Genomic DNA, 23,328 nt, shown 5'->3' on the forward strand with positions numbered 1-23,328 from the left:
CCTCCTTTCTAACTAAACACTACTTTTAGTGCTTCGCTTAGTGTAGCAACACCAACAACTGTAATTCCTTTAGGTGGTGTCCATCCTGATAAATTATTTTTAGGAATAAAAATTCGTTTAAATCCAAGCTTTTGTGCTTCAGCAACCCGTTGTTCAATCCGATTAACACGTCGAATTTCACCAGTCAATCCAATTTCACCTACAAAACTGTCTGCAGGGTCTGTTTCTTTATCTCGATAACTTGACGCAATACTAACAGCAATCGCTAAATCAATAGCTGGTTCATCTAATTTTACGCCACCAGCCGCCTTAAGATAAGCATCCTGGTTCTGTAATAATAAACTTGCACGTTTTTCAAGAACGGCCATTATTAATGACACACGATTGTGATCAAGCCCTGTAGTTGTACGCTTCGCCGTTCCGTAAACTGTTGGTGTGATTAATGCTTGAACTTCAACCAAAATAGGTCGTGTTCCTTCCATAGATACAACAATAGCAGAACCTGTTGCGCCAGCCAAACGTTCTTCTAAGAAAATTTCTGATGGGTTTGCAACTTCAAATAACCCACCTTCACGCATATCAAAAATTCCAATTTCATTTGTTGAACCAAATCGGTTTTTAACAGCGCGTAAAATACGGAACGTGTGATGCATATCTCCTTCAAAATAAAGGACTGTATCAACCATATGTTCCAAAATTTTGGGACCAGCAATTGCACCACCTTTTGTTACATGTCCAACAATAAAAATCGTAATACCATTCGTTTTAGCAATTTGTAATAATTCAGCAGTTACTTCTCGAATTTGAGAAACACTGCCAACTGCAGCAGACATTTCTGGTTCTTGCATTGTTTGAATTGAGTCAATGACTACGTAATCAGGATTTAATGTCTCAATATTTTGACGAATATTACCCATATCTGTTTCAGGGTAAAGATAAAATTTCTGACCTCCAACACCGAGGCGCTGTGCACGCATTTTAATCTGAACAGCACTTTCTTCACCAGAAACATATAAGACAGTTCCGCCAGTTTGGCTTAGTTGACCAGAAACTTGTAAAAGTAATGTTGATTTACCAATGCCTGGATCACCACCAATTAAAACTAATGACCCGGGTACAACACCACCACCAAGAACACGATTTAATTCACCTAACTCAGTTTCAACACGTTCTTGTTCTGCCATTGAGATATCATCTAATAGTTCTGGTTTAACAGAAGCTCCAGTAAAACTGACACGAGCTTTACGATCTGCTTTTTGTGATTGTTCACGCTCTTCTACCATCGTGTTCCATTCGTTACAGTTAGGGCAACGACCCAAATACTTTGGTGAGGTGTATCCACAGTTTTGACATACAAATTGCGTTTTTACTTTTGCCATACAAACTCCCCACCCTTTCATTATAAATTCTATTGTTAATATTTTATCACATAAACGACAACCTGTAATTTCAATTGAAATTCTTAATCATTCTATAATAACTATTTACCTGATGAACCAAATCCGCCAATACGTTTTGTAGCGGTCACCTTTTCATTATCAACAGTTAAATAGGGCATAAAAATCCCTTGGCCTATCCGATCTCCTTTTTTTACCATTTGATCTTTTAAACTAAAATTAACAATTTGTATGAAAATTTCACCTTCATTTTTTTCGTTATTATAGTAATCAGAATCAATAACACCAATTCCATTTGGTAAAATCAGTCCACGTTTTAAGGGGCTACTTGAACGATTTGCTAATAATAAAAATTCATTATCTAGCATATACGCTTTAATTCCTGTGGGAATTAAATAAGGTTTCAAAATTTTATTTGCTTGAATGAGCTCTTCTTCAGCCACCGATTCACGATGCCTAATTAGCCATAAAACCTTTAAAAATCCACTTTTCCAGATTGAAGGTAATGTAAAATCTTCAGCTGCAGCTAAGTCATATCCTGCCGAAGTTGTTGTTGATCGAACGGGTAAGTCAATTTTCCCTGCATATTTAGTAACAATTTCAAATCCTCTTGTTTTCATTTGTTTATCCCCGTAATCTGTTTACTTTTTATCTTACCTCATTTATGACATAAATGGCTAGTTTTTGGGCATTTTTTAATGGTATAATTACATTCAAAGGGAAGGTGTTCAAATGGATTTCCAACTAAATGAAACCGATTTACGCGTGTACAACGTTAATGACGAGTTAATTAGTCGAATTAGTTTTACCATGATTAATGCTAATCAGACAATGGTCATTGAACATACTTGGGTAGCTGACAATCAGCGTCATCAAGGGCTTGCAAAAAGTACAACTGATTACTTAATTAAACAAGTTATTCTAAATCAGCAAACTATTTTACCATTATGCCCTTATACAAAGTTTTATTTTAGTGAACATCCAGAACTTTTAGAATTAATTTATACACCTAAATAAAAAATAGGAGAGTGACACACATGAATCAAGACAATTTAAAAAAATTAGTTGGACAAAAAGCTGTCGAGTTTATTAAAGACGGTATGGTTGTTGGACTTGGTACAGGCTCAACCGTTAAATTTATGGTAGATGCATTAGGTCAACGTGTTAAAAATGAAAACTTATCAATTATCGGTGTTTCAACATCAATTAGAACTGAAGAACAAGCAAAATCACTTGGTATTCCAGTTAAATCAGTTGATGAAGTTGACCACATTGATTTAACAATTGATGGTGCAGATGAAATTGATGACCATTTCCAAGGTATTAAAGGTGGCGGTGCTGCTCATTTATTTGAAAAAATTGTTGCTATTAATTCAAATCAAAATATGTGGATTGTTGATGAAAGTAAAATGGTTCATACGTTGGGTAAATTCCCTCTTCCCGTTGAAGTTATCCCTTACGGTAGTCATCAATTATTCAAAAAATTAGAAGCTAAAGGATTTAATCCCAAATTTAGAACTGTTGATAATGAAAATGTTTTAACTGACTCTAAAAATTTTGTCATCGATTTATATTTAGGTGAAATAAACGATCCTGCTAGCATACAAGATTATTTAGCTAAACAAGTTGGTGTTGTAGAACAAGGTCTATTTTTAGATTGTGTAAATACGGTTATCGTTGGACGTCAAGATGGTCCTGAAGTTTTACACGCACGTTCTGACACCTTTACAATTAAATAATTCTAAAGAAGAGCTAATTTTTATTGGCTCTTTTTAAATACGCAAATTGATTTTATTTAAAAATGAGAATTTTCTTTTCTTTTTAACATTGTTTACTAATCTAACGAGATATATTATAATAGCCACAGTACTTAAATCTTATATAGGAGTGTGATTTTTTTGACACAATCAATTAGTTCAGAACAACTCGCAAAATTCCAAAAAAATTTACATGCACGTGAAAGCCATGAAGTTATTGAACGTGCCGTTACAAAAAATGGTATTTTAGCAAATAGTTACGATTTAAAAGCCCAAGCTAAAATGGAACCTGTTTTCTCAATTGATCTGGATGTTGGTAATGTTTCTAACCAAAAGCAATCAGGTCGTTGTTGGATGTTCGCCGCATTAAATACAATGCGTCATGACATGAAAACAAATTTTAAAGTTGCCAAAGATTTTGAATTGTCACAAAATTTCACTTACTTCTGGGATAAACTTGAAAAAGCAAATTACTTTTATCAAAATGTTCTTGAAACAGCTGATAAACCAACTAGTGACCGTACCGTTTCATGGTTAATGACAACTCCACAACAAGATGGCGGCCAATGGGATATGATCGTTGCAATTATTGAAAAATATGGTGTTGTTCCTCAATCTGTGATGCCTGAAACATATAATAGTTCTAAATCAAGCGAAATCAATTCAACTTTAAACTTAAAATTAAGAAAAGATGCTGTTGATTTACGTGAACTCGTTGCTGCCGGAACAAGTTCAAAAGAAATTGAAGTCGTCAAAGAAGCTAAACTTACTGAAATTTATCGTTTATTAGCATACAGTTTTGGTGAACCTCCTGCAACATTTGACTTTGAATATCGTGATTCTGATAATGAATATCATATTGATAAAAATTTAACACCAAAAACATTCTATGAAAAATTTATCGGTTGGGACTTAGATGAATACGTCTCAATCATTAATGGTCCAACAGATGATAAACCTTACAATAATATGTACACAGTTGATCGTCTTGGAAATGTTGTTGATGGGCGTCCTATTCGCCATTTAAACATTAACATGGCTGATTTTAGAGATGTTGCCATCAAACAATTACAATCTGGCGAGAGCGTCTGGTTCGGTTGTGATGTTGGTCAATCGTCTGAACGCCAAATTGGTATTATGGATACTGAACTTTATCATAAAGATGAATTGTTCAATATTGATCTAGCTTTATCAAAAGCTGAACGCCTTGATTACGGTGAGAGTCTAATGACTCATGCTATGGTTCTAACAGGTGTTGATTTGGTTAATGATCAAGCAACCAAATGGAAAGTTGAAAACTCATGGGGCGAAAAAGTTGGTAATAAAGGCTTCTTCGTTATGAGTGATGACTGGATGGAAGAATATTGTTATCAAGTTGTCGTTAACAAAAAATTCTTACCAGAAAAATTACAAGCTATTCTAAAAGAAGAACCTAAAGTCCTTGCTCCTTGGGATCCAATGGGTGCATTAGCATAATTAAAAAAGTAACAACAATATTGAATTGTTGTTACTTTTTTTGTGTTAAAATTTTTTTGCTTTTAATTGTTAAATCATCATTTAATGTATACCAAATAGGGACACCATTCGGAACCTCAACGCCATCAATATCTGCATCTGAAATATTTTCTAAATATTTTATCAATACCCTAAGTGTACTGCCATGTGCGACAATCAACTGGTTATTACCTTGTCTTAACTCTGGGGCAATGACATCTTGCCAGTAAGGTAAAATCCGTTTAAATGCCATTTCTAAGCTTTCTGATGTTGGTAAGCTACTTTTAACACGTTGCTTGTACCGTCTATCATTATCAGGTACAGATAAACTAGGTGGGATAGTCGTATAACTACGGCGCCATTGGGCTACTTGTTTAATACCGTAGATACGTTTGGTTTCATCTTTATTTAAACCGCGCAAGGCACCATAATGTCGTTCATTAAGACGCCAATTTTTCTGTATTGGAATCCAAAGTTGATTCATTTCTTCCATCATAATATTACTCGTTTTAATAGCTCGTTTTAAGACAGATGTATGAACCTGTGAAAATTGAATATTTGTATTAAGAATAACTGTTCCTGCAACTCTAGCTTCAGCGATGCCCTTAGCCGTTAATGGAACATCTGTCCAACCGGTGTATTCATTATTTTGATTTGCTAGACTCTCACCATGTCTTACCATGACTAATTCAACCATTATTAAAACCTTCTTCACTCTTCATTAATACTCATTATAACAAAAAAGACTTAAAACAACATTGTTGTCTTAAGTCTTTTAATTATTTATTTTACTCGACCAGCAAAATCTGGTTTCCAGTAAGCACTCATTGTGCTAATTTTAACATTTTGTCCTTCAGTTGGAGCTTCAGCAAATTGACTTCCACCTAAGTAGATAGCAACATGGTATGATGATCCTTTTGATCCCCAGAAAAGTAAGTCTCCAGGTTGTGCTTGAGAAACTGATTCATAGCTAACTTGTCCTTCTTGAGCAACAGTGTAGCCACCAATAGATTTTCCAGCAGCATGAGCATAAACATAACTAGTAAATCCTGAACAATCAAAACCGCTCAATGATTTTCCGCCCCATACATATGGGATGCTCTTTGTTGTTAATGATCTTGCTAGAGCAGTAATACTACTTGTATCAAGACTTGAAGCACTCACAGCACTTGTTGCTGCTTTTTTACTTGAACTATTTGTAGTTGAAGTTGTGACAGCTTTTTCACTTGAAGCTGAAGTATTTGAGCTTTTTACTGCTTTATTACTTGAAGTATCTGTACTTGCAGCTTCAGTTGCTTTTGATGCAGCTGCATCTGCTGCTGCTGCATCGTTCTTTTCATTTGCTGCTTTAGTTTCTGCTGCTGCTTTTTCAGCAGCTTTTTCTGCTGCTTTTGCTTTATCGATAGATGATTGTGTATCTGATTTTTTTGTATCAATTTGTGCTTTTAATGTATTTGCGTTTGCTTGTTTAACCGCTAGTTCAGCTTGTTTGTTTGTATATTCTTTAACTGTTTTTTGTTGATCTGCAGCCTTTTCATCTAATTCAACTTTAGAAGATTTAACTTCTGCTTTATCAGCTTTTTGTTGTTTAGCAGCTTTTTGACCAGCACCAACTAATGTTGTAACTGTTCCCACACGTTTGAAGGCATCAACAACACTTTTTGAATCTGAAACAAATTCAACCATGCTTGCTGTACTTCCATCAACTTGTAAAGCACGTGTTTGATCAGCTAATTGTGAATCTCTTTGTGAAATTTCAACATTTAATCTGCTGATCTTCTTACCTAATTTGTATTGATCTGATTCAAGTTTTGCAGCTGTATCTTTAGCATCCTTAACTTCAGCTTGAGTTGAAGTAATTTCACTATTAATTGTTGCTAATTTTGCAGCAACTTTAGTGCTCTTGCTATTTAATTTAGCAATCGTGCTTGTTAGTTCAGTTACACTATCTGAAGCGTTAGCTTGTTCTGCAACTGCGCTCATTCCAATAAGTGTAGCTGTCATCATCATTACTTTAGCAATTTTACTATTAATTTTCAAAAGGCACTCTCCTAGTTGATTTCATAATTATTATTTAATTTTAGCGTATTCGTTTTTCTCGACTAGAATAGAATAGCACGGTTCTTAGGTACATACCATTACGGTTAGTTTACATTCGAATTTAATTTACATCTTTTAATTTCAGTATGATTACACAAATGTTACAAAAGGCCATTTCCATTGTTTTTATCCCTCTTATTTGTTGTTAAATAGGCATTTACGAGTTCTATATTAAAATGACAAAAGCGTAATACAATTAGTCGTTTTTCACTGATTTAACATTACTTAATTAATCAAAGTTGTCCTTTTCATTCTTTTACATTTTTTCAATTATTTAATAATACCGTAAGAAAAAATTTTTTTTGCTTTTTATCCCTTTTTTTATCGTATAATCAGCTTAATTAATGTAATGAAAGGTATGAATAAATATGGCTAAAAATAATAACTTGGGAATGCCATCTCCAATAAAAGGCAGTTCTCAAAGCAATAAAAATAAGCATCCAATACTGTGGACACTATTGATAATTATGATTTTAGGTATTGCTTCTGGAGGTGTATATGCCTATTCAGTATTCACACATACTGAAGATACCGTCGCAAAAACTTACAAGAAAACCAAAGCAAAAAAATTAAGAAATGTTTCCAGTATTTTGAGTGAGAAAAAACCTTTTTCAATTCTATTAATGGGGACTGATACTGGCGCACTTGGTCGAAGTGATACAGGACGCACGGATACAATGATCGTTGCAACAGTTAATCCAACAACAAATAAAACTACCTTAACAAGTATTCCTCGTGATACTCAAGTTAAAATTGACGGAAGTGATGAAAGCTCTTCAAAAATAAACAGTGCCTATACCTATGGTGGCAAAGATGGTTCAACATCTGCTGTTAATACTGTTCAAAATTTATTAGATATCCCAATTGATTATTATATGTTAATTAACATGAATGGATTAAAGAAAATTGTTGATACCGTTGGTGGTGTTGATGTCAAACCATTACTTTCATTTAAACTTGAAGGAACTCATTATAAAAAAGGTAAGACAATCCATTTAAACGGCAAACAAGCCTTAGCTTATACGCGAATGCGTCATTCAGATCCACTAGGTGATTATGGCCGTCAAAAACGTCAAAAACAGATTATTACAGCAATTACCGGAAAAGCTAAATCTGTAAATTCACTCGCAAACTACAAAAAATTATTAAAAACAATTGACGGAAACATGGTAACTGATCTTAGTTTTAATGATATGCTCACAGTAGAAACAAACTACAGCGCCGCTACAGAATCAATTCACTCTGATTTCTTGCAAGGAGTAAGTACAGATGTTGATGGTCTTTCATATGAAGTTCCAACATCGACTGAAAAGAAACGCGTCTCAAATGCTATTCGTTCTCAATTAGGTTTAAACAAATCAACACAAGCCTTTACTAGTTTAGAACAGCAACTCTCTAAATAAATAGATATAAAAAAGAAACGGACCTCAATTAAAATTTGAGGTCCGTTTCTTTTTTACCAATTTTCTAAAAACTTTTGGTATTTCATTTCTCTTTGTTCAATAAGTTCATTAGATGATTTAGTCGCTAGGTTCTTCAGCAATTCATTTAGACTACTGTCCATTAGACTTATTGTTGCTGCCTGATTAGTTTCTGGCAATACCACATCAATCAATCCAATATTAAATAACTCAGTAGCCGTCATTGGCAAACTTGTTTCAATCTCATTTGGATTAGTTTTCTTCAAAATAGCACTAACGGCTTCTGGAGATGCTACTGAAAATAAGCTATTTTCAACCATCATAATAGCATTTGCATTTGCTAAAGCCAGTGCACCACCGCTTTGACCTTCACCTAAAAAAATGGCAATATTCGGCACTTGTAATGCACCCATTTTTAAAATCATTTCAGAAATAATATAGCTCTGTCCTGTTTGTTCTGATTTAACGCTGGCATCTGCGCCGGGCATATTAATTAGCGTTACAACAGGTCGCTTAAATTTTTCAGCTTCATTTAGTAATCGCATTGCTTTTCGATACCCACTTGGCTTCACGGCACCAAAATTATAGGCTAAACGTTCTTCTAAATTTACGCCCCGATTAATGCCAATAACTGTCACTGGGCACTTATGAAAAAGTCCAATCCCACCAATAATGGAAGCATCCTCTTCGCCAACTCGATCACCATGATTTTCGAAAAACACATCAAATAGACTAGAAATAATAAATTTAGCACTTAATCTATCATTCGATCGAACTTTTTTTAAAAAATCTGAGTCCATTTTTAATATCCCCTCACACGTGTAATAGTAGTAGCTGACTAAGAATCTGTTTTATGTTTTTCCGATCAATAACCTGATCAACAAATCCATTTTCATATAAACCTTCTGCTGTTTGAAAATTAGCAGGTAGCTTTTCATTTGTCGTCTGTTTAATCACTCTTTCACCAGCAAAGCCAATTTTAGCTTGTTTTTCAGCTAATACAATATCGTTATTTAGTGCAAAGCTAGCACTGACACCACCCATTGTTGGATCCGTCAATAGGGACATGACTAATAACCCTGCATTATCTAGTTTTTGTTTCATGTAAAGAATCGAATTCATTTGTAATAACGAATAAATTCCCTCTTGCATTCTTGCACCACCAGAAGCAGTAACGATTACAAATGGCAGTCGTTTATCTAATGCGACTTGCATCCCTAACTTAATTCTAGTCCCTGCCGTCGTATTCAATGATCCCATCATAAAAAAACTATCCATTACTGCTAAAATCAATGGTTGTTGATCAATGCTACCTTCACCGACAATAACGGCTTCATCAGATGTCGTTGAACGCTTAGCACGTTCCAGTTTTTCTGAGTAACCTGGAAATTGTGCTTTATTTTCTGTTTTATTTGCTACATTTATTACCTCAAAACCGTTTTCATCTGTTAAAATAGCAATTCTCTCCATAGCAGTCAAGCGTTTATAAGTTTGGCATTTAGGACAAATAAAATAAGGTGCCCATTCACTTTCATGTAAATGCGTCCCACAATTTCGGCACTTTTGCCATTGATTTGTCTTTGGATAATGACTCATTACCGCCACCGCCTTTAAATTTTGCTATCAATTGAAATGGTATTTTCAATAAATTCTTGTGATTTTATAATTATTTTTAATTGCGTTAAATTAGTTTCAATTCCTGAAATATAAATTGATTCAAGTGATTTTTGCATTTTTAAAATAGCTAATTCTCTCGTTTCAGCATGACAAATAATTTTTGCTAATAGTCCGTCATAGAAAGCAGAGATGGTGTCACCGACACCATAACCCGTTTCAATTCGAATATCTTTAGGAAAATCAAAACATGTAATTTTAGTTTTCACACTTGGAATTAAGGATAATCGACATTCGATTGCATGTCCATTCATTTCTACATCATTATTCAATACTTCTTTACCTTCAGCAACTAACAACTGTTGTTGAACAACATCCATTTTAACAGTTTCTTCAGTAACACCATGTTCGACTTGCAATCGTGTATTCATTTCTAAAAAATAAAATTGATTATTCGCAAATAAAAATTCTACAGTTCCTAATCCAACGTAATGTAAATTTTTGATTAACTGACGCGTAAAATAGTAGAGTTGGCTTTGTTGCTCACTAGTTAAGACAACTGATGGGCTTTCTTCAATCACTTTTTGTCGGTGATTTTGCAAGCTACAATCCCGATTTCCTAACACTTGAACATGGTGCCCATCACCGATAATTTGCACTTCTATATGCCGCGCGTTTATCAATTTTTTTTCAAGATAAAAACTTCCCTCAGCAAAAGAAGCCTTTGCTTCTTGCTGAACAATCTCAGCGCCAGATAACAAATCAGATTTCCTTTCAACTGCTCTGATACCCTTGCCGCCTCCGCCATGTGAAGCTTTAATTAATAGTGGGAATCCAATTTTATTTGCTTGCTCAATCAATTCTTCGTTAGAAGTAATTAAATCAGATCCAGGAATAACGGGTACCCCTTTCTCAATTGCTAACAAACGAGATTTATCTTTATCTGCTAGTTGCTGGATTAATTCCGCTTCCGGACCAATAAAAGTAATACCACATTCCATACACATTTGTGCAAAATGCGCATCTTCTGATAGAAACCCGTATCCTGGATGAATTGCATCAACATTTAAACTTAATGCTGCCATCAATATACTCTCTCGATTTAAATAAGAATCTTTTGCTAAGGCTGGCCCAATGCAAATTTTTTCATCAGCAAGTTCAACAAATCGACTTTGTGCATCCACTGTTGAATAAATAGCGACCGTTTGTATATTTAATTTTTGGCAAGCGCGAATAATTCGTTCAGCCACTTCTCCACGATTCGCTATTAAAATTTTTCGAAACAAATGACTCACCTATCCATCTATTCTAATTTTAAGTAACTCTTGATCAAATTCGACTAATTCACCATCATCTACTAGTTGTTCAAGTACGATACCTGTCACTGGCGATTGGATATCATTGTATAATTTCATACTTTCAATTTGAGCAATAACCTGCTTTTTAATAATTTTAGTCCCAATTGTTCCCATTTTATCAAAATGAACTAACCCAACAAGTGGGCTTTTAACGATAAAAATGGTGTCACTATCATCTTCTTGTATATTTGTTGCTACTTTTATTTTTTCGGCTGTTTTTTCTTGATCTACAACTACTTTAAAGTCACCATCTTCAATTTCAACATGAGAAAATGGCATTGTCGCAATTTTATCTAATAATTGATTAATTTCATTAAATTTCATTAATTTGCACACACCTTAAATTTTTATTAGTAAACTTCCATATGCTAAGCCAGCTCCAAATCCAGTTAATAAAACTGTACCACCCGTAAACCCTTGTTGAATTGCTTCATTTAGGGCCATTGGAATCCCGGCTGAAGATGTATTTCCGTGATGAATAACACTTGTTGCAAATTTTTCAATTGGCATCCCTAACTCATCAGCAATTGTTTCAATAATTCTTAAATTTGCTTGATGGCAAACAACCAAATCAATATCACTTGTTTTTAACTTATTATCTTTAAGTAATTGTTTCATCTGATTAGGCACAACTGTTGTAGCAAATTCAAACACATCTCGTCCCTCTTGGAAAAATGCATCTATTGTTGGATAATTATCTTCATTAACATCACTTAATGGTTCAATACGTCCACTATGAATAACATCCTTTTTTTGCCCATTTGTTTCTATTTTTTCAGCAATAAAGCTTTCATCCGCTGAATTATTTGAGGCTTCAAGAAGAGCACCACCTGCACCGTCTCCAAAAAATACAGCGCTTGTTCGATCCTTAAAATCCATCATTTTTGAGTTAACTTCTGCACTAATCACAATTGCCCGTTTGTATTGCCCTGTACGTAAAAACTTTTCTGCGGTACTCATAGCAAATATAAATCCCGCACAAGCAGCGCTAATATCGAAAGCAAAGGCGTTCATTGCGCCAATATTTCCTTGAACAATCGCAGCTGTCGATGGTGTTAAGGCGTCTGGCGAAATTGTGGAAATAATAATTAAATCAATATCTGTGGCTTCATACCCAGATTTAAGTAAAAGTTCATTTGCTACTTTTGTACTCAAATCTGATGTATTTTCATCAATTGCATAGTGTCGTGTTTTAATCCCAGTATGCGCCACTATCCATTCATCCGAGGTTGGCATAAATTTAGCTAATTCATTATTTGTCACAATTCGTTCCGGCACAAAATGTGCCATATTTTTTATTTTGACATAATTATTCAATTTACCCATTCTCCCAGTCGTTAAGTTTAATTCATTCTATTTTATCAATAATCGCAAAATTAAGACACCAAAATAATTAACGCTTAATAATTCTTTAATTTCATAATACGCCAGTATGGCAATCTTTCATTAAAAAAAGCACTAAACCCCATAGTAACAAGGTCGAGTGCTTTTAAGTAAAACTATTATGCGAGTAAATGGATTCGAACCATCACGGGATATTATCCCACCAGATCCTTAGTCTGACGCGTCTGCCAATTCCGCCATACTCGCAAGAACAATCATAATTGTAGCAAAAATTGTTCCTTGTTACAAGTCCCATTTAAAATAAATTAGTATTCCATTAAAATTAACTTACTTCGACACTTCGAGCAAACGTAGCGTGACAGGTTAATTTTTCTTTGTCGTTGATACTGTTGTCCACAATTAGAGCATTGATAGTGAATAACTCTTTTCTTTTTAGCCTGTTTTGGACCAAGAGGGGCAAACCGGCTACCACCTACAATTGTCAGTAGCTGTTTGAAATCATGATCACGATGTTGATAACCCTTTTTAGCAATATGCAGATGATAATGACATAATTCATGCTTGATAACACCTATTAAAATATCCTCACCATGTTCCGTCAGCATTTTAGGATTAATTTCAATATTATGGTCATTTAATCGATACCGTCCACCCGTCGTTCGTAGTCTTTTATTAAATGTTGCTTTGTGGATAAATGGCTGCTTAAAAAAAGTTGTGGATAAGTTTTGAACTAAAGCTGTTAATTCAAAATCAGTCATCTTATTTATCCGTTGGTCGTTTCATTGTTAACTGAACGCGATTACGTTTCAAATCAACTTCCATTACCCACACTGTAACTATGTCCCCAACCGCAACCACTTCACTTGGTTTCTTAACGAACTTATCTGTTAATTGTGAAATGTGGACAAGTCCATCTTGTTTAACACCAATATCTACAAACGCACCAAAATCAATTACGTTCCGAACGGTTCCTTGTAATGACATGCCGGGTTCTAAGTCCTCAATTGTTAACACATCGTGTCGTAGTAACGGTGCCGGCATATCGTCACGTAAATCACGGCCTGGTTTTTGTAAACTAGCTAGAATATCTGCTACTGTTTCCACACCACTACCCACAACTTGTGCCAAATTTTCAGCATTTGTCTGTGCTAATTGGTCATTTGTCTCAGTTTTACCCAAATTAGTTATTTTTATCCCCAATTCTTTCAACAAAATCTTTGTTAGTGGATAACTTTCAGGATGAATATCAGTATTATCTAAAATGTTATCCCCAGAAACAATACGTAAAAATCCAATTGCTTGTTCATAAGCTTTTGGTCCTAAGCGTGGTACTTTCTTAAGTTGTTGACGCTTCGTAAATTTACCATTTTCGTCACGATAAGTAACAACATTTTTAGCAATTGTTAAATTTAATCCAGAAATTTTTGTTAATAGCTCTGAACTAGCTGTATTTAAATTAACCCCAACTTTATTCACAGCATCTTCAATCACGACATCTAACTGTGCATCCAATTTTTTTTCAGCAACATCATGTTGATACTGACCGACTCCAACAGATTTAGGATCAATCTTAATTAATTCAGCCAAAGGATCTTGCAATCTACGGCCGATACTAATAGCAGAGCGTTCTTCAACGTGAAGTTCTGGGAATTCATCACGAGCTGCTTGACTAGCTGAATAAACCGATGCCCCAGCCTCATTTACAATGACATAAAAAATTGGCCGTTCGATTTCTTTTAAAATATCTGAAACAAATTGTTCAGATTCTCGACTTGCTGTTCCATTTCCAATTGCAATCATTTCAACTTGGTATTTTTCAAGGAACTGTTTAAATTGTCCAGCAGCTGCGGCACGTTTTTCACCATTTGCAGGTTTATGTGGATAAATTACCAATTTGTCTAAGAATTTACCTGTACCATCCACGATGGCTAACTTACAGCCTGTTCGATAGGCTGGATCAAAACCTAAAACAACTTTCCCTTTTAATGGTGCTTGCATAAGTAAATGGTATAAGTTATCCCCAAACACATTAATAGCTTGTTCTTCAGCAACCTCTGTCATACCTTTACGAATTTCACGCTCAATTGATGGTTTAATAAAGCGTTTATAACTATCTTGATACGCATTTTCAATGATTGGTACAGCGTCACCACTATTTTTCCCAATAATTCTAAAATGCATAAATGTCATAATTGCTTGTTCTGGTACAACAACGGAAGCTTTTAAGATTCCCTCTTTTTCACCACGATTAATTGCCAGTACACGATGCGGAACGACTGATTTTAAAGATTCACTAAACTCATAGTAATCACGATAAATACCTTTTTCGTCTTTTTCTTCAGCTTTAACTTTTGCTTCAAACAAACTATCTTTTTGAGTTACTTTACGAATCCACTCACGATATTCGGCACTTTCACCAAATGCTTCAGCTAAAATTTCATGTACCCCAGCAAAAACGTCTTCTTCAGTTAAAATTTCAGCATCAACATTAATAAATGTGCTTGCTTTCTGATTAATTTCAGCTGCTGTTTGGGGGAATGTCAACAACCATTTGGCAAATGGTTCTAATCCAGCCTCTTTGGCAATAGTGGCCTTAGTACGACGTTTTTGTTTAAAAGGTAAATAATAATCTTCAATCTGTTGCAATTTTTTTGCTAAACTAATTTTATTTTTTAAAGCTTCTGTTAAATTACCTTGTTCTTCAATTATGTGGATAACTTCTGCTTTACGTTTTTCTAAACTCTCAACATGTTTATAAGTTGTCTCAATTTCACGAATTTGAACTTCGTCTAAACTATCTGTTCTTTCTTTTCGATATCGTGCAATAAATGGAACAGTATTTCCTTCATCAAGCATCCCTAAAACTGCGTTAATTTGTTTTTCTCGATACTGATTTAGCTCTTTTAATACTAACGGCATAATGTTTTTTTCCATGATAACGACCTCAATTCGAATATTTTTTGTTCATAAAAAAGAGACTAATAATAGGCGTCAGTACAACCATTCCTAATATCAATCTCTTTAATTAAATTTAACCTAAAATTTGTTGCATGATACGTTGCATCATATCAGTTGTTTGCGTCATTCCTTTATCTTGTTTTTCTTCTGAAGCTTTAAATGCATCAACCTCGACAAGATGTTTCTCAACATTAATACTACTTGTCATCTCATCGCAACCTTCAACAAAAGTACGATAACCACTAATTAATTTTTTATGTTTTCCCAAAACAGGAATGGGTACTTGTAAATCATCTAATTTGCTTAAATTTTCTTGGTAACTTGCTGTACCTTCAACAAATTTTTCTTTAGTAGTTGTGAATTCATCATCTGAAACAATAGAAAAGTCACCTGCAGTAATGGCTTTTTCCATTACTTCGTAATGATCATTTAAAGAATTACCCATTTCTTCAGTTGCTTGCGCAACATCATTTAACGCATTGATATAATAATTTACATTAACTCTTTTTTTCAAGATATAAACTTCCTTTTATTTATTTTTTCTGAATAATCGTTGGCCAAGCTTCACAATTTCAACAATCACAATAATTGAGAATGATCCCGCTAAAACAATACCCCATTGATACATATCTAAATGGCTAACATGGAACATTTTATTTAATCCGGGGATTAAAATAGTTGCTGCGAGCAACGCAAATGATGCCAAAATTGACCAATTAAACGTCACATTTTTAAAGATATTACGGTTGAAGATTGACCCATGGATTGATTTAACATTGAATGCATGGAATAACTGAATTAATCCTAATGTTGCAAAAGCCATTGTTAAAGCATCTGCATGAATTAATTTATCACCCATATGAACAGGATACGTTAAAGCCAACCAATAAACAAATAATGTTATAGCCCCTTCTAAGATACCTTGATAAATAATACTTGGCATCACACCACCAGAGAAGAAGTTTGATTTACGTCCACGTGGTTTTTGATCCATCAATCCTTTTTCAGCAGGTTCTACACCAAGTGCAATTGCGGGAAATGTATCTGTTACCAAGTTAATCCACAAAATATGGACTGGTGCCAAAATACTCCAACCCATCATTGTCATAACAAACAAGGTTAATACTTCACCTAAGTTTGCAGAAAGTAAATATTGAATTGATTTTTGAATATTAGAAAAGACTTTTCGTCCTTCCTTAACAGCAAAAACAATTGTCGCAAAATTATCATCAGCGAGAACCATATCTGAAGCACCTTTAGATACTTCAGTTCCTGTAATACCCATCCCAATTCCAATATCAGCCGATTTCAAAGCTGGCGCATCGTTCACACCATCACCAGTCATAGCAACCACTTGATTCTTTTTCTGCCATGCTTTAACAATTCGCACTTTATGTTCAGGCGATACCCTTGCATATACAGAATATTGTTCAACCTTATTTTCAAATTCTGAGTCTGATAAATCATCTAATTCAGAACCAGAAATAATTGCTTCATGTTGTCCAGCTTCAACAATTCCTAATCGAACTGCAATAGCTTCGGCAGTATCGCGATGATCGCCTGTAATCATCAAAGGACGGATCCCGGCTTTCTTAGCTTCGCTAACTGCAGCAGCAGCTTCTGGTCGCTCTGGATCAATCATTCCAACTAATCCAGCAAAAATCAAATCATTTTCCACAGTTTCTGAATCTAATACCGCTGGAATTGCAGGCATTTCACGATACGCGAATGCTAACACGCGTAATGCTTGCGTTGCCATATCATGATTATTAGTCATAATATAATCTAGCTGTGCATCAGTTATCGGTTTAATTTCGCCATTTTCAATATAACGTGTTACCCGTTTTAATAGTTGATCGGGAGCACCCTTAACAGCAACAAAAAAAGATTTATCCTCATTTTTTTGAATTGTTGACATCAATTTACGTTCTGAATCAAATGGAACTTCAGCAACTCGAGGTTCACTGCTTAATAATGCATCCACATCTAATCCATGATCTAAATGATATTGAATTAGAGCCGTCTCTGTTGGGTCACCAATTAAATTGCCCTCAGATGTTTGTTTTGTGTCATTACTGAAAGACATCACCTGGTATAGTGGACTTTCTAAATTTGTTTCCACCTTATCGGCATCTAATAACTCATTATTTATAAATATTTTTTCAACAGTCATTTGATTTAACGTTAATGTACCCGTCTTATCTGATGCAATAATGTCAGTACTACCAAGTGTTTCAACTGCTGGTAATTTTCTAACAATCGCATTTCTTTTTGCCATCTTTTGTGTTCCAAGTGCTAAAATAATTGTAACAATAGCTGGTAATCCTTCTGGAATTGCAGCTACAGCTAATGAAATCGCAATTAACAACATATCAATGACACTATTATCTCCATTTTGTAGACCAACGAAGAAAACAATAACAGCAATAATTAATATTAAAATAGTTAATGTTTTACCTAATTGGTTAAGATTATCTTGTAGTGGTGTTTTCATTTCATCGGCAGAATTGAGCATTCCTGCAATACGTCCAACTTCAGTGTTCATCCCTGTTCCAACAACGATTCCTTCACCACGCCCATAAGTTACATTACTATTCATAAACGCCATATTATGGCGATCGCCAATACCAGCATCTTCATCATTTAATAAATTTAAACTTTTATCAACAGGTACTGATTCACCAGTTAAAGCAGATTCTTCAATTTTAAGAGAAGCAATCTGTGTTAAACGTAAATCTGCTGGAATAACATCCCCTGCTTCAAGTAAAACAATATCTCCAGGTACTAAATTTTCACTTTTTACAGTTTCAATTTGCCCATTTCGTTTTACATTTGCGTTAGGTGTCGACATTTCTTTTAACGCATTAATTGCCTCTTCAGCCTTAGATTCTTGAAAAACACCGAATACAGCGTTTAAAACAACAACTAACATGATGATAATTGCGTCCACAACTTCACCTGATGATGCCGCAATTAACGCAGCCACAATTAAAACGATTATCATGAAATCTTTAAACTGATCAAAGAATTTTTGTAATATTGTTTTACGTTTACCTTCTGACAACTGATTCAATCCATACTTGTCTGTTCTTTCTTTAACCTCTTGGGTTGTTAACCCTGCCAAATCTGTCTTTTGGCCTGCTAAAACTTCGTCAACTGATTGTGCGTAAATCCTTTTTGTCATAGTAATCCTCCTTATAATAGTTTCACAAAATACAAAAAAAGACCTATGTATGTTGCAGAACTTTAAACATACATAAGTCTCACTATTTAAGGCAATACCAGAAAAAGAACTTTCTTGTTGGTGACATTGCCGCGGATAACCGCCAGTTACTCCCCTATGATTTCTTTAATTATAACTGAAATGAAACAGCTTACGCAACTATTTACTTCCAAAAAGAATCATAAACAGTAATTGGCAGATGTCGTTTGTGTTCTGTCTTTAAATACCAATTTTCAATTTTATCACTAATTTCTTTTGAAACTACCTTTCCTTCAAGATAATCATCAATATTATCGTAAGTAACTCCTAAGGCAACTTCATCAGGTAGCGCTGGACGGTCTTCTTCCAAATCGGCTGTTGGTACTTTTAAATACAGATGTTCCGGCGCATTTAACGAAGCTAACATCTCTCTACCTTGGCGCTTATTCAAACGCCAAAGTGGTGTAATATCAGCACCTCCGTCACCATATTTAGTATAAAATCCAGTAATTGCTTCTGCAGCATGGTCAGTTCCCACAACCGCACCTGACTTTGCCCCGGCAATCCCATATTGAGCAATCATGCGCTGACGAGCTTTGATATTACCTTTATTAAAATCAGAAATTTCAAGATTGTTTGCCATTAAGCTTATTACCATTTCATCGGTAGCACCTTTAATGTCTACACGAACCACTTGATCTGCCTGCATAAATTTTATAGCATCTAATGCATCAGATTCATCGGATTGATTGCCGTATGGTAGTCGAACTGCAATAAATTGATAATTGCTATCACCGGTTTCTTCACGTAACTCACGAATAGCCTGTTGTGCTAAATACCCAGCAAGTGTTGAATCTTGTCCACCAGAAATTCCTAAAACTAAAGATTTTAAAAATGGATGTTTCAATAAATAAGCTTTCATAAAATCAATACTCATACGAATTTCTTCTGCAATATTTACACTTGATTTCACTTTCAAAGTTTCAATAATTTTCTTTTGTAAGTCAGTCAAGATTAACACCCCTTATTTAATATTATTCATATTATTTCTAATTTTTTGGATGATAGCCATCTTATTATCATAAGCTTTTTGTGATAAATCGACAGGGTAATCTTGTGGATTTAATTCACGTTTATATTCTTCCCATAACCCATCTAACTGAATTCTTGAATACTCTCTAATAGCATCCAATTCTGGCTGATTATAAACCAGTTCACCTTCAACAAATATATCTTGTAAAATTGGTCGTGCATTATAGTTAGTTACCAACTTATTAATATAGGTATACTGCTGATGGAACATATAAAGTGAGTCTTGTTTCTGAGGTTCCTCATCCGATAGTGCAATGTAATCTCCTTCAGTTTTACCATCAACTTTATTAGTAATACGCCATACTTGTTTCTTACCTGGTGTTGATACTTTTTCTGCATTATTACTGAGTTTAATTGTATCAACCATTTTACCATCGCCACCTTCAATGGCTACTAATTTATAAACTGCACCTAAGGCGGGTTGATCATAGGCAGTTATTAGTTTAGTTCCAACGCCCCAGACGTCAATTTTAGCTCCTTGCATTTTTAAATTAGTAATTGTTTTTTCATCTAAGTCATTTGAGGCATAAATTTTAGCTTCTGTAAATCCAGCTTCATCTAATTGTTCACGAACGCGTTTCGAAATGTAAGCCATATCCCCACTATCAATTCGTACGCCGGCAAAATTAATCTTATCACCTAACTCTTTAGCAACTTTAATTGCACTTGGCACACCACTTTTTAACGTATCGTATGTATCAACTAAAAAGACACAATCACGATGCGTTGTTCCGTAAGCCATAAAAGCATCATAGTCATCTCTGTATGCTTGAACTAATGAATGCGCATGCGTTCCACTGATAGGAATACCAAATATTTTACCTGCTCGGACATTACTAGTTGCATCAAATCCACCAATATAAGCTGCACGTGTTCCCCAAATAGCTGCATCAAATTCTTGTGCTCGTCTTGTACCAAATTCTAACACACCATCATCTCCGGCTACAGCTTTGATACGAGCTGATTTTGTTGCAATCAATGTTTGATAATTAATGATGTTAAGTAATGCCGTTTCTACTAATTGACAGTCTGCTAAAGGACCTTCTATTTGGACAATGGGTTCGCCGTTAAAAACAACTTCCCCTTCAACAGCTGACCTGATTGTGCCACGAAAATGAAAATCTTTTAAATAGGCAAGAAAATCATCTGGATATCCTGCCACTTCTCTTAAATACGCAATGTCTGTCTCTGAAAATTTTAAATTTTGAATATAATTAATAGCTCGTTCTAAGCCTGCAAAAATCGCATAGCCATTAGAAAATGGTAAATTTCTGAAGAAAACTTCAAATACAGCATTTTGATTATGAATATTTTTTTCCCAGTAAGTTTGGATCATATTAATCTGATAAACGTCCGTATGTAACGTATAGCTATCATCTGGGTAATTTTTTACCATGATGTTTCTCCTTTAAAATGAATGCACTACTAGAATTTTTTCCAGCACACAAATTATAATCTACATTTTACCATTTTTTCCGTAATCCGTCATATTCAATACTTATTTTAAATTTATCTTCTGTTATAATGAGACAAAGTTTAAAAAGTGAGGACATATTATGCCAAATAAATTTAAAAAAACAAAAATATTAGATATCGAATTTATTAATACAACTAATGACGCTTTTTTAACTCAGATAGCGACTGATTCGATAGCTCATCTAAATCGATTTATCGTGACAGCCAACCCAGAAATTGTTCTATTTGCACGACAACACCCAGATTATAAAAAGATTCTTAACCAAGCTGACTACGTTACACCAGATGGTATTGGTATTATCAAAGGCGCAGCAATTTTAGGGACTCCAATGCCCGAACGAATCACTGGCTATGATACTTTAATGAGCCTGCTTAAATGGGCTAATAGTCATCAAAAATCAATATACCTAGTTGGTGCAGCCGAAACGGTCATCCAAAAAGTTGCCAAAACGATTAAGTCTGATTATCCAAACATTAATTTAGTCGGATTTCATAATGGTTATTTCAAAAATGATCAGGATATTGTAAGTAACATTAAAATATCTCAGCCTGATTTTGTTTTTGTTGCAACAGGTTTTCCAAATCAGGAGGAATTTATTCAGCGTAATCGCCAAGTGTCTGATAGTATCTGGATGGGTGTTGGTGGTAGTTTCGACGTTCTAGCGGGTACTGTGAATCGTGCGCCACAATTTTGGCAAAATCATCATATTGAGTGGCTTTATCGTTTATTCCAAGAACCGACTCGTTTTATTCGAATGCTAGCTATTCCACGTTACTTATTACTAATATACAAAGAAAAATTTAGAGGACATAAAAAAAAGAACTAAGAAATTAAAAATTTCTTAGTTCTTTTTTACATATTGTTATATTACCAAACGAAAACGCCAACCATACCCGCTGATAATAATGAAACTAGAATACCAGATAATAGCATGTAACCAACGTTTCTTGCGATAACATCATTTTTTTCTTTATCCACAATTCCTTTGAAACAACCAATAATCATTCCAATTGTTGAAAAGTTTGCAAACGATGTAACAAAAACAGTTAAAACAGCTTTGTAATGAGGTGCAAATGAGTTAATCGTACTTGATACTTGTCCCATAACAACAAATTCATTTGTTACTAATTTTGTACCCATGTAACGTGCTAATTCGAAAGCATCTGAAGGATTGAATCCCATTAACCAAGCAAATGGGAACATAATAATACCTAAAATATTTTCAAGTGATAAATTTGGATTAACTAATCCAAGAATATTATCAATCAAGGCTGCTAAAGCAACGAAAGCAATAACATTTGCTGCAATAATCAAGACTAACTTACCAGCACCCAAAATTGAATCACCCAAGAAAGCGAAAAAGGGTTCTCTTTTATTATCTGATTCAGAAGTTTCTAAATCATTTGAGTTACTACCTGTCATTTCAGCAATAGTATCTTCTTCTTCTGTTACTTCAACTGGATTTAAAATACTTGTTATAATAATAGCATTAATAATATTAATTGGAACAGCTGTTAAGATATATTGACCTGGCATCATTGTTGTATAAGCACCAATGATTGAAGCCGTCACACAGCTCATTGACATCATTGCCAAAGTTAAGTTCCGTTCTGATTTCATTAGTTTCAACTGAAGGCTTGAAACAGCTAATGCTTCAGTATTTCCCAAAAACATCATTTCTACTGAGAAAAATGATTCAAATTTTGGTTGGCCTGTAATTTTTGATAACCCACGGCCAATCCACTTAATAATAAATGGAAGAACGCCAATGTACGTTAAAATATCAAACAATGGCACAATCATAATAACTGGTAATAGAACACTCATGAAAAATCCCATATCAGTTACTTTAGGCATAGCGGGTACCATAAATTGAATACCTTGATATGCGGCCTGCATTAGCCAATTAAACCCATTAGCCGCGCCTTCTACAAGATCACGTCCTAATGAGAATTTTGTTAAGAACCAAGCTAAAAATAAATTAATAACGACCATAATTGCGATTGATTTCCAATTGACTTCTCTCTTTTTCTTGGAAAACGCAAATGCAACTAAAATAAAAATGGCAACACCGAAAATATTAACTAATAAATACATATCTTAAAACCCCTTCA

The 23,328-nt window shown here is 34.5% G+C and carries 21 protein-coding genes and 1 tRNA gene; 5 read left to right on the forward strand and 17 right to left on the reverse strand.

From position 1 onward, the window contains the following. Window positions 1–8: 8 nt before the first annotated feature. Window positions 9–1,379: a DNA repair protein RadA gene (gene radA / locus AC1RPR_RS06855; RefSeq protein ID WP_409021546.1), complete on the reverse strand. Its 1,371-nt coding sequence runs from the start codon at window positions 1,377–1,379 to the stop codon at window positions 9–11. 101 nt (window positions 1,380–1,480) lie between these two features. Beyond that, window positions 1,481–2,017 carry a dCTP deaminase/dUTPase family protein gene (locus tag AC1RPR_RS06860; RefSeq protein WP_481761888.1) on the reverse strand — a complete coding sequence of 179 codons (537 nt, stop codon included), beginning with the start codon at window positions 2,015–2,017 and terminating at the stop codon, window positions 1,481–1,483. A 112-nt stretch (window positions 2,018–2,129) separates the two neighbouring features. Here AC1RPR_RS06860 and AC1RPR_RS06865 point away from each other — a divergent pair, with 112 nt between their 5' ends. From AC1RPR_RS06865 to AC1RPR_RS06875, 3 genes are all read left to right on the forward strand, one after another. Further along, a complete protein-coding gene (locus AC1RPR_RS06865) occupies window positions 2,130–2,414 on the forward strand; it encodes a GNAT family N-acetyltransferase (protein ID WP_481761887.1) in 285 nt (94 codons plus the stop codon). A gap of 20 nt (window positions 2,415–2,434) precedes the next feature. Next, a complete protein-coding gene (gene rpiA / locus AC1RPR_RS06870; RefSeq protein ID WP_481761886.1) occupies window positions 2,435–3,136 on the forward strand; it encodes a ribose-5-phosphate isomerase RpiA in 702 nt (233 codons plus the stop codon). Between the two features lie 159 nt (window positions 3,137–3,295). Further along, window positions 3,296–4,630 carry a C1 family peptidase gene (locus AC1RPR_RS06875; RefSeq protein ID WP_481761885.1) on the forward strand — a complete coding sequence of 445 codons (1,335 nt, stop codon included), beginning with the start codon at window positions 3,296–3,298 and terminating at the stop codon, window positions 4,628–4,630. A 31-nt stretch (window positions 4,631–4,661) separates the two neighbouring features. Here AC1RPR_RS06875 and AC1RPR_RS06880 read toward each other — a convergent pair whose 3' ends face one another. Together AC1RPR_RS06880 and AC1RPR_RS06885 are read right to left on the reverse strand one after the other, a co-directional pair. Beyond that, entirely contained in the window at window positions 4,662–5,345 is a 684-nt protein-coding gene (locus tag AC1RPR_RS06880; protein WP_481761884.1) for a 2,3-bisphosphoglycerate-dependent phosphoglycerate mutase, read from the reverse strand. A gap of 86 nt (window positions 5,346–5,431) precedes the next feature. Beyond that, window positions 5,432–6,688, reverse strand: coding sequence for a C40 family peptidase (locus AC1RPR_RS06885; RefSeq protein ID WP_481761883.1), 1,257 nt, complete (start codon window positions 6,686–6,688; stop codon window positions 5,432–5,434). A 428-nt stretch (window positions 6,689–7,116) separates the two neighbouring features. On the opposite strand from AC1RPR_RS06885, the gene AC1RPR_RS06890 reads away from it, so the two are divergent. Then, complete coding sequence (locus tag AC1RPR_RS06890; protein ID WP_481761882.1) at window positions 7,117–8,151, forward strand: LCP family glycopolymer transferase; 1,035 nt, start codon at window positions 7,117–7,119, stop codon at window positions 8,149–8,151. Between the two features lie 53 nt (window positions 8,152–8,204). On the opposite strand, the gene accA is transcribed toward AC1RPR_RS06890, so the two are convergent. The 12 genes from accA to AC1RPR_RS06950 all read right to left on the reverse strand — a co-directional run bounded on the left by accA (window position 8,205) and on the right by AC1RPR_RS06950 (window position 21,133). Next, a complete protein-coding gene (gene accA, locus AC1RPR_RS06895; RefSeq protein ID WP_481761881.1) occupies window positions 8,205–8,969 on the reverse strand; it encodes a carboxyltransferase subunit alpha in 765 nt (254 codons plus the stop codon). Window positions 8,970–8,982: 13 nt separating this feature from the next. Then, window positions 8,983–9,765, reverse strand: coding sequence for an acetyl-CoA carboxylase carboxyltransferase subunit beta (locus tag AC1RPR_RS06900; RefSeq protein WP_481761880.1), 783 nt, complete (start codon window positions 9,763–9,765; stop codon window positions 8,983–8,985). A gap of 14 nt (window positions 9,766–9,779) precedes the next feature. Further along, window positions 9,780–11,069 carry an acetyl-CoA carboxylase biotin carboxylase subunit gene (locus AC1RPR_RS06905; RefSeq protein ID WP_481761879.1) on the reverse strand — a complete coding sequence of 430 codons (1,290 nt, stop codon included), beginning with the start codon at window positions 11,067–11,069 and terminating at the stop codon, window positions 9,780–9,782. Window positions 11,070–11,078: 9 nt separating this feature from the next. Beyond that, window positions 11,079–11,465: an acetyl-CoA carboxylase biotin carboxyl carrier protein gene (locus tag AC1RPR_RS06910; protein WP_481761878.1), complete on the reverse strand. Its 387-nt coding sequence runs from the start codon at window positions 11,463–11,465 to the stop codon at window positions 11,079–11,081. Window positions 11,466–11,480: 15 nt separating this feature from the next. Further along, the gene (locus AC1RPR_RS06915; RefSeq protein ID WP_481761877.1) at window positions 11,481–12,467 is read right to left on the reverse strand and encodes a beta-ketoacyl-ACP synthase III; all 987 of its coding nucleotides are present in this window, start codon (window positions 12,465–12,467) and stop codon (window positions 11,481–11,483) included. Between the two features lie 179 nt (window positions 12,468–12,646). Beyond that, window positions 12,647–12,731, reverse strand: a tRNA-Leu gene (locus AC1RPR_RS06920). A gap of 59 nt (window positions 12,732–12,790) precedes the next feature. Further along, on the reverse strand, window positions 12,791–13,243 hold the full coding sequence (locus tag AC1RPR_RS06925) for a SprT family protein (protein WP_481761876.1): 453 nt from the start codon (window positions 13,241–13,243) through the stop codon (window positions 12,791–12,793). Window position 13,244: 1 nt separating this feature from the next. Next, window positions 13,245–15,419 carry a Tex family protein gene (locus AC1RPR_RS06930; RefSeq protein ID WP_481761875.1) on the reverse strand — a complete coding sequence of 725 codons (2,175 nt, stop codon included), beginning with the start codon at window positions 15,417–15,419 and terminating at the stop codon, window positions 13,245–13,247. 97 nt (window positions 15,420–15,516) lie between these two features. Next, on the reverse strand, window positions 15,517–15,957 hold the full coding sequence (locus AC1RPR_RS06935) for a hypothetical protein (RefSeq protein WP_481761874.1): 441 nt from the start codon (window positions 15,955–15,957) through the stop codon (window positions 15,517–15,519). Between the two features lie 15 nt (window positions 15,958–15,972). Next, window positions 15,973–18,627 carry a cation-translocating P-type ATPase gene (locus tag AC1RPR_RS06940; protein ID WP_481761873.1) on the reverse strand — a complete coding sequence of 885 codons (2,655 nt, stop codon included), beginning with the start codon at window positions 18,625–18,627 and terminating at the stop codon, window positions 15,973–15,975. 202 nt (window positions 18,628–18,829) lie between these two features. Beyond that, window positions 18,830–19,657 (reverse strand): ammonia-dependent NAD(+) synthetase, encoded by an 828-nt coding sequence (nadE, locus tag AC1RPR_RS06945; protein WP_481761872.1) that lies wholly within the window; start codon window positions 19,655–19,657, stop codon window positions 18,830–18,832. A gap of 12 nt (window positions 19,658–19,669) precedes the next feature. Continuing rightward, window positions 19,670–21,133, reverse strand: coding sequence for a nicotinate phosphoribosyltransferase (locus AC1RPR_RS06950; RefSeq protein WP_481761871.1), 1,464 nt, complete (start codon window positions 21,131–21,133; stop codon window positions 19,670–19,672). A 160-nt stretch (window positions 21,134–21,293) separates the two neighbouring features. Here AC1RPR_RS06950 and AC1RPR_RS06955 point away from each other — a divergent pair, with 160 nt between their 5' ends. Further along, window positions 21,294–22,040 carry a WecB/TagA/CpsF family glycosyltransferase gene (locus AC1RPR_RS06955; protein ID WP_481761870.1) on the forward strand — a complete coding sequence of 249 codons (747 nt, stop codon included), beginning with the start codon at window positions 21,294–21,296 and terminating at the stop codon, window positions 22,038–22,040. A gap of 41 nt (window positions 22,041–22,081) precedes the next feature. On the opposite strand, the gene AC1RPR_RS06960 is transcribed toward AC1RPR_RS06955, so the two are convergent. After that, window positions 22,082–23,311, reverse strand: coding sequence for a NupC/NupG family nucleoside CNT transporter (locus tag AC1RPR_RS06960; RefSeq protein WP_481761869.1), 1,230 nt, complete (start codon window positions 23,309–23,311; stop codon window positions 22,082–22,084). Window positions 23,312–23,328: the final 17 nt, after the last annotated feature.

This window comes from Dellaglioa sp. CoH-57-MRSF-22, from assembly GCF_056781895.1.

Coding starts and splice junctions, on each gene's coding strand:
- radA (WP_409021546.1), bottom strand. CDS start 1,379: ATGGCAAAAGTAAAAACGCAATTTGTATGTCAAAACTGTGGATACACC.
- AC1RPR_RS06860 (WP_481761888.1), bottom strand. CDS start 2,017: ATGAAAACAAGAGGATTTGAAATTGTTACTAAATATGCAGGGAAAATT.
- AC1RPR_RS06865 (WP_481761887.1), top strand. CDS start 2,130: ATGGATTTCCAACTAAATGAAACCGATTTACGCGTGTACAACGTTAAT.
- rpiA (WP_481761886.1), top strand. CDS start 2,435: ATGAATCAAGACAATTTAAAAAAATTAGTTGGACAAAAAGCTGTCGAG.
- AC1RPR_RS06880 (WP_481761884.1), bottom strand. CDS start 5,345: ATGGTTGAATTAGTCATGGTAAGACATGGTGAGAGTCTAGCAAATCAA.
- AC1RPR_RS06890 (WP_481761882.1), top strand. CDS start 7,117: ATGGCTAAAAATAATAACTTGGGAATGCCATCTCCAATAAAAGGCAGT.
- accA (WP_481761881.1), bottom strand. CDS start 8,969: ATGGACTCAGATTTTTTAAAAAAAGTTCGATCGAATGATAGATTAAGT.
- AC1RPR_RS06900 (WP_481761880.1), bottom strand. CDS start 9,765: ATGAGTCATTATCCAAAGACAAATCAATGGCAAAAGTGCCGAAATTGT.
- AC1RPR_RS06910 (WP_481761878.1), bottom strand. CDS start 11,465: ATGAAATTTAATGAAATTAATCAATTATTAGATAAAATTGCGACAATG.
- AC1RPR_RS06915 (WP_481761877.1), bottom strand. CDS start 12,467: ATGGGTAAATTGAATAATTATGTCAAAATAAAAAATATGGCACATTTT.
- AC1RPR_RS06925 (WP_481761876.1), bottom strand. CDS start 13,243: ATGACTGATTTTGAATTAACAGCTTTAGTTCAAAACTTATCCACAACT.
- AC1RPR_RS06930 (WP_481761875.1), bottom strand. CDS start 15,419: ATGGAAAAAAACATTATGCCGTTAGTATTAAAAGAGCTAAATCAGTAT.
- AC1RPR_RS06940 (WP_481761873.1), bottom strand. CDS start 18,627: ATGACAAAAAGGATTTACGCACAATCAGTTGACGAAGTTTTAGCAGGC.
- AC1RPR_RS06950 (WP_481761871.1), bottom strand. CDS start 21,133: ATGGTAAAAAATTACCCAGATGATAGCTATACGTTACATACGGACGTT.
- AC1RPR_RS06955 (WP_481761870.1), top strand. CDS start 21,294: ATGCCAAATAAATTTAAAAAAACAAAAATATTAGATATCGAATTTATT.
- AC1RPR_RS06960 (WP_481761869.1), bottom strand. CDS start 23,311: ATGTATTTATTAGTTAATATTTTCGGTGTTGCCATTTTTATTTTAGTT.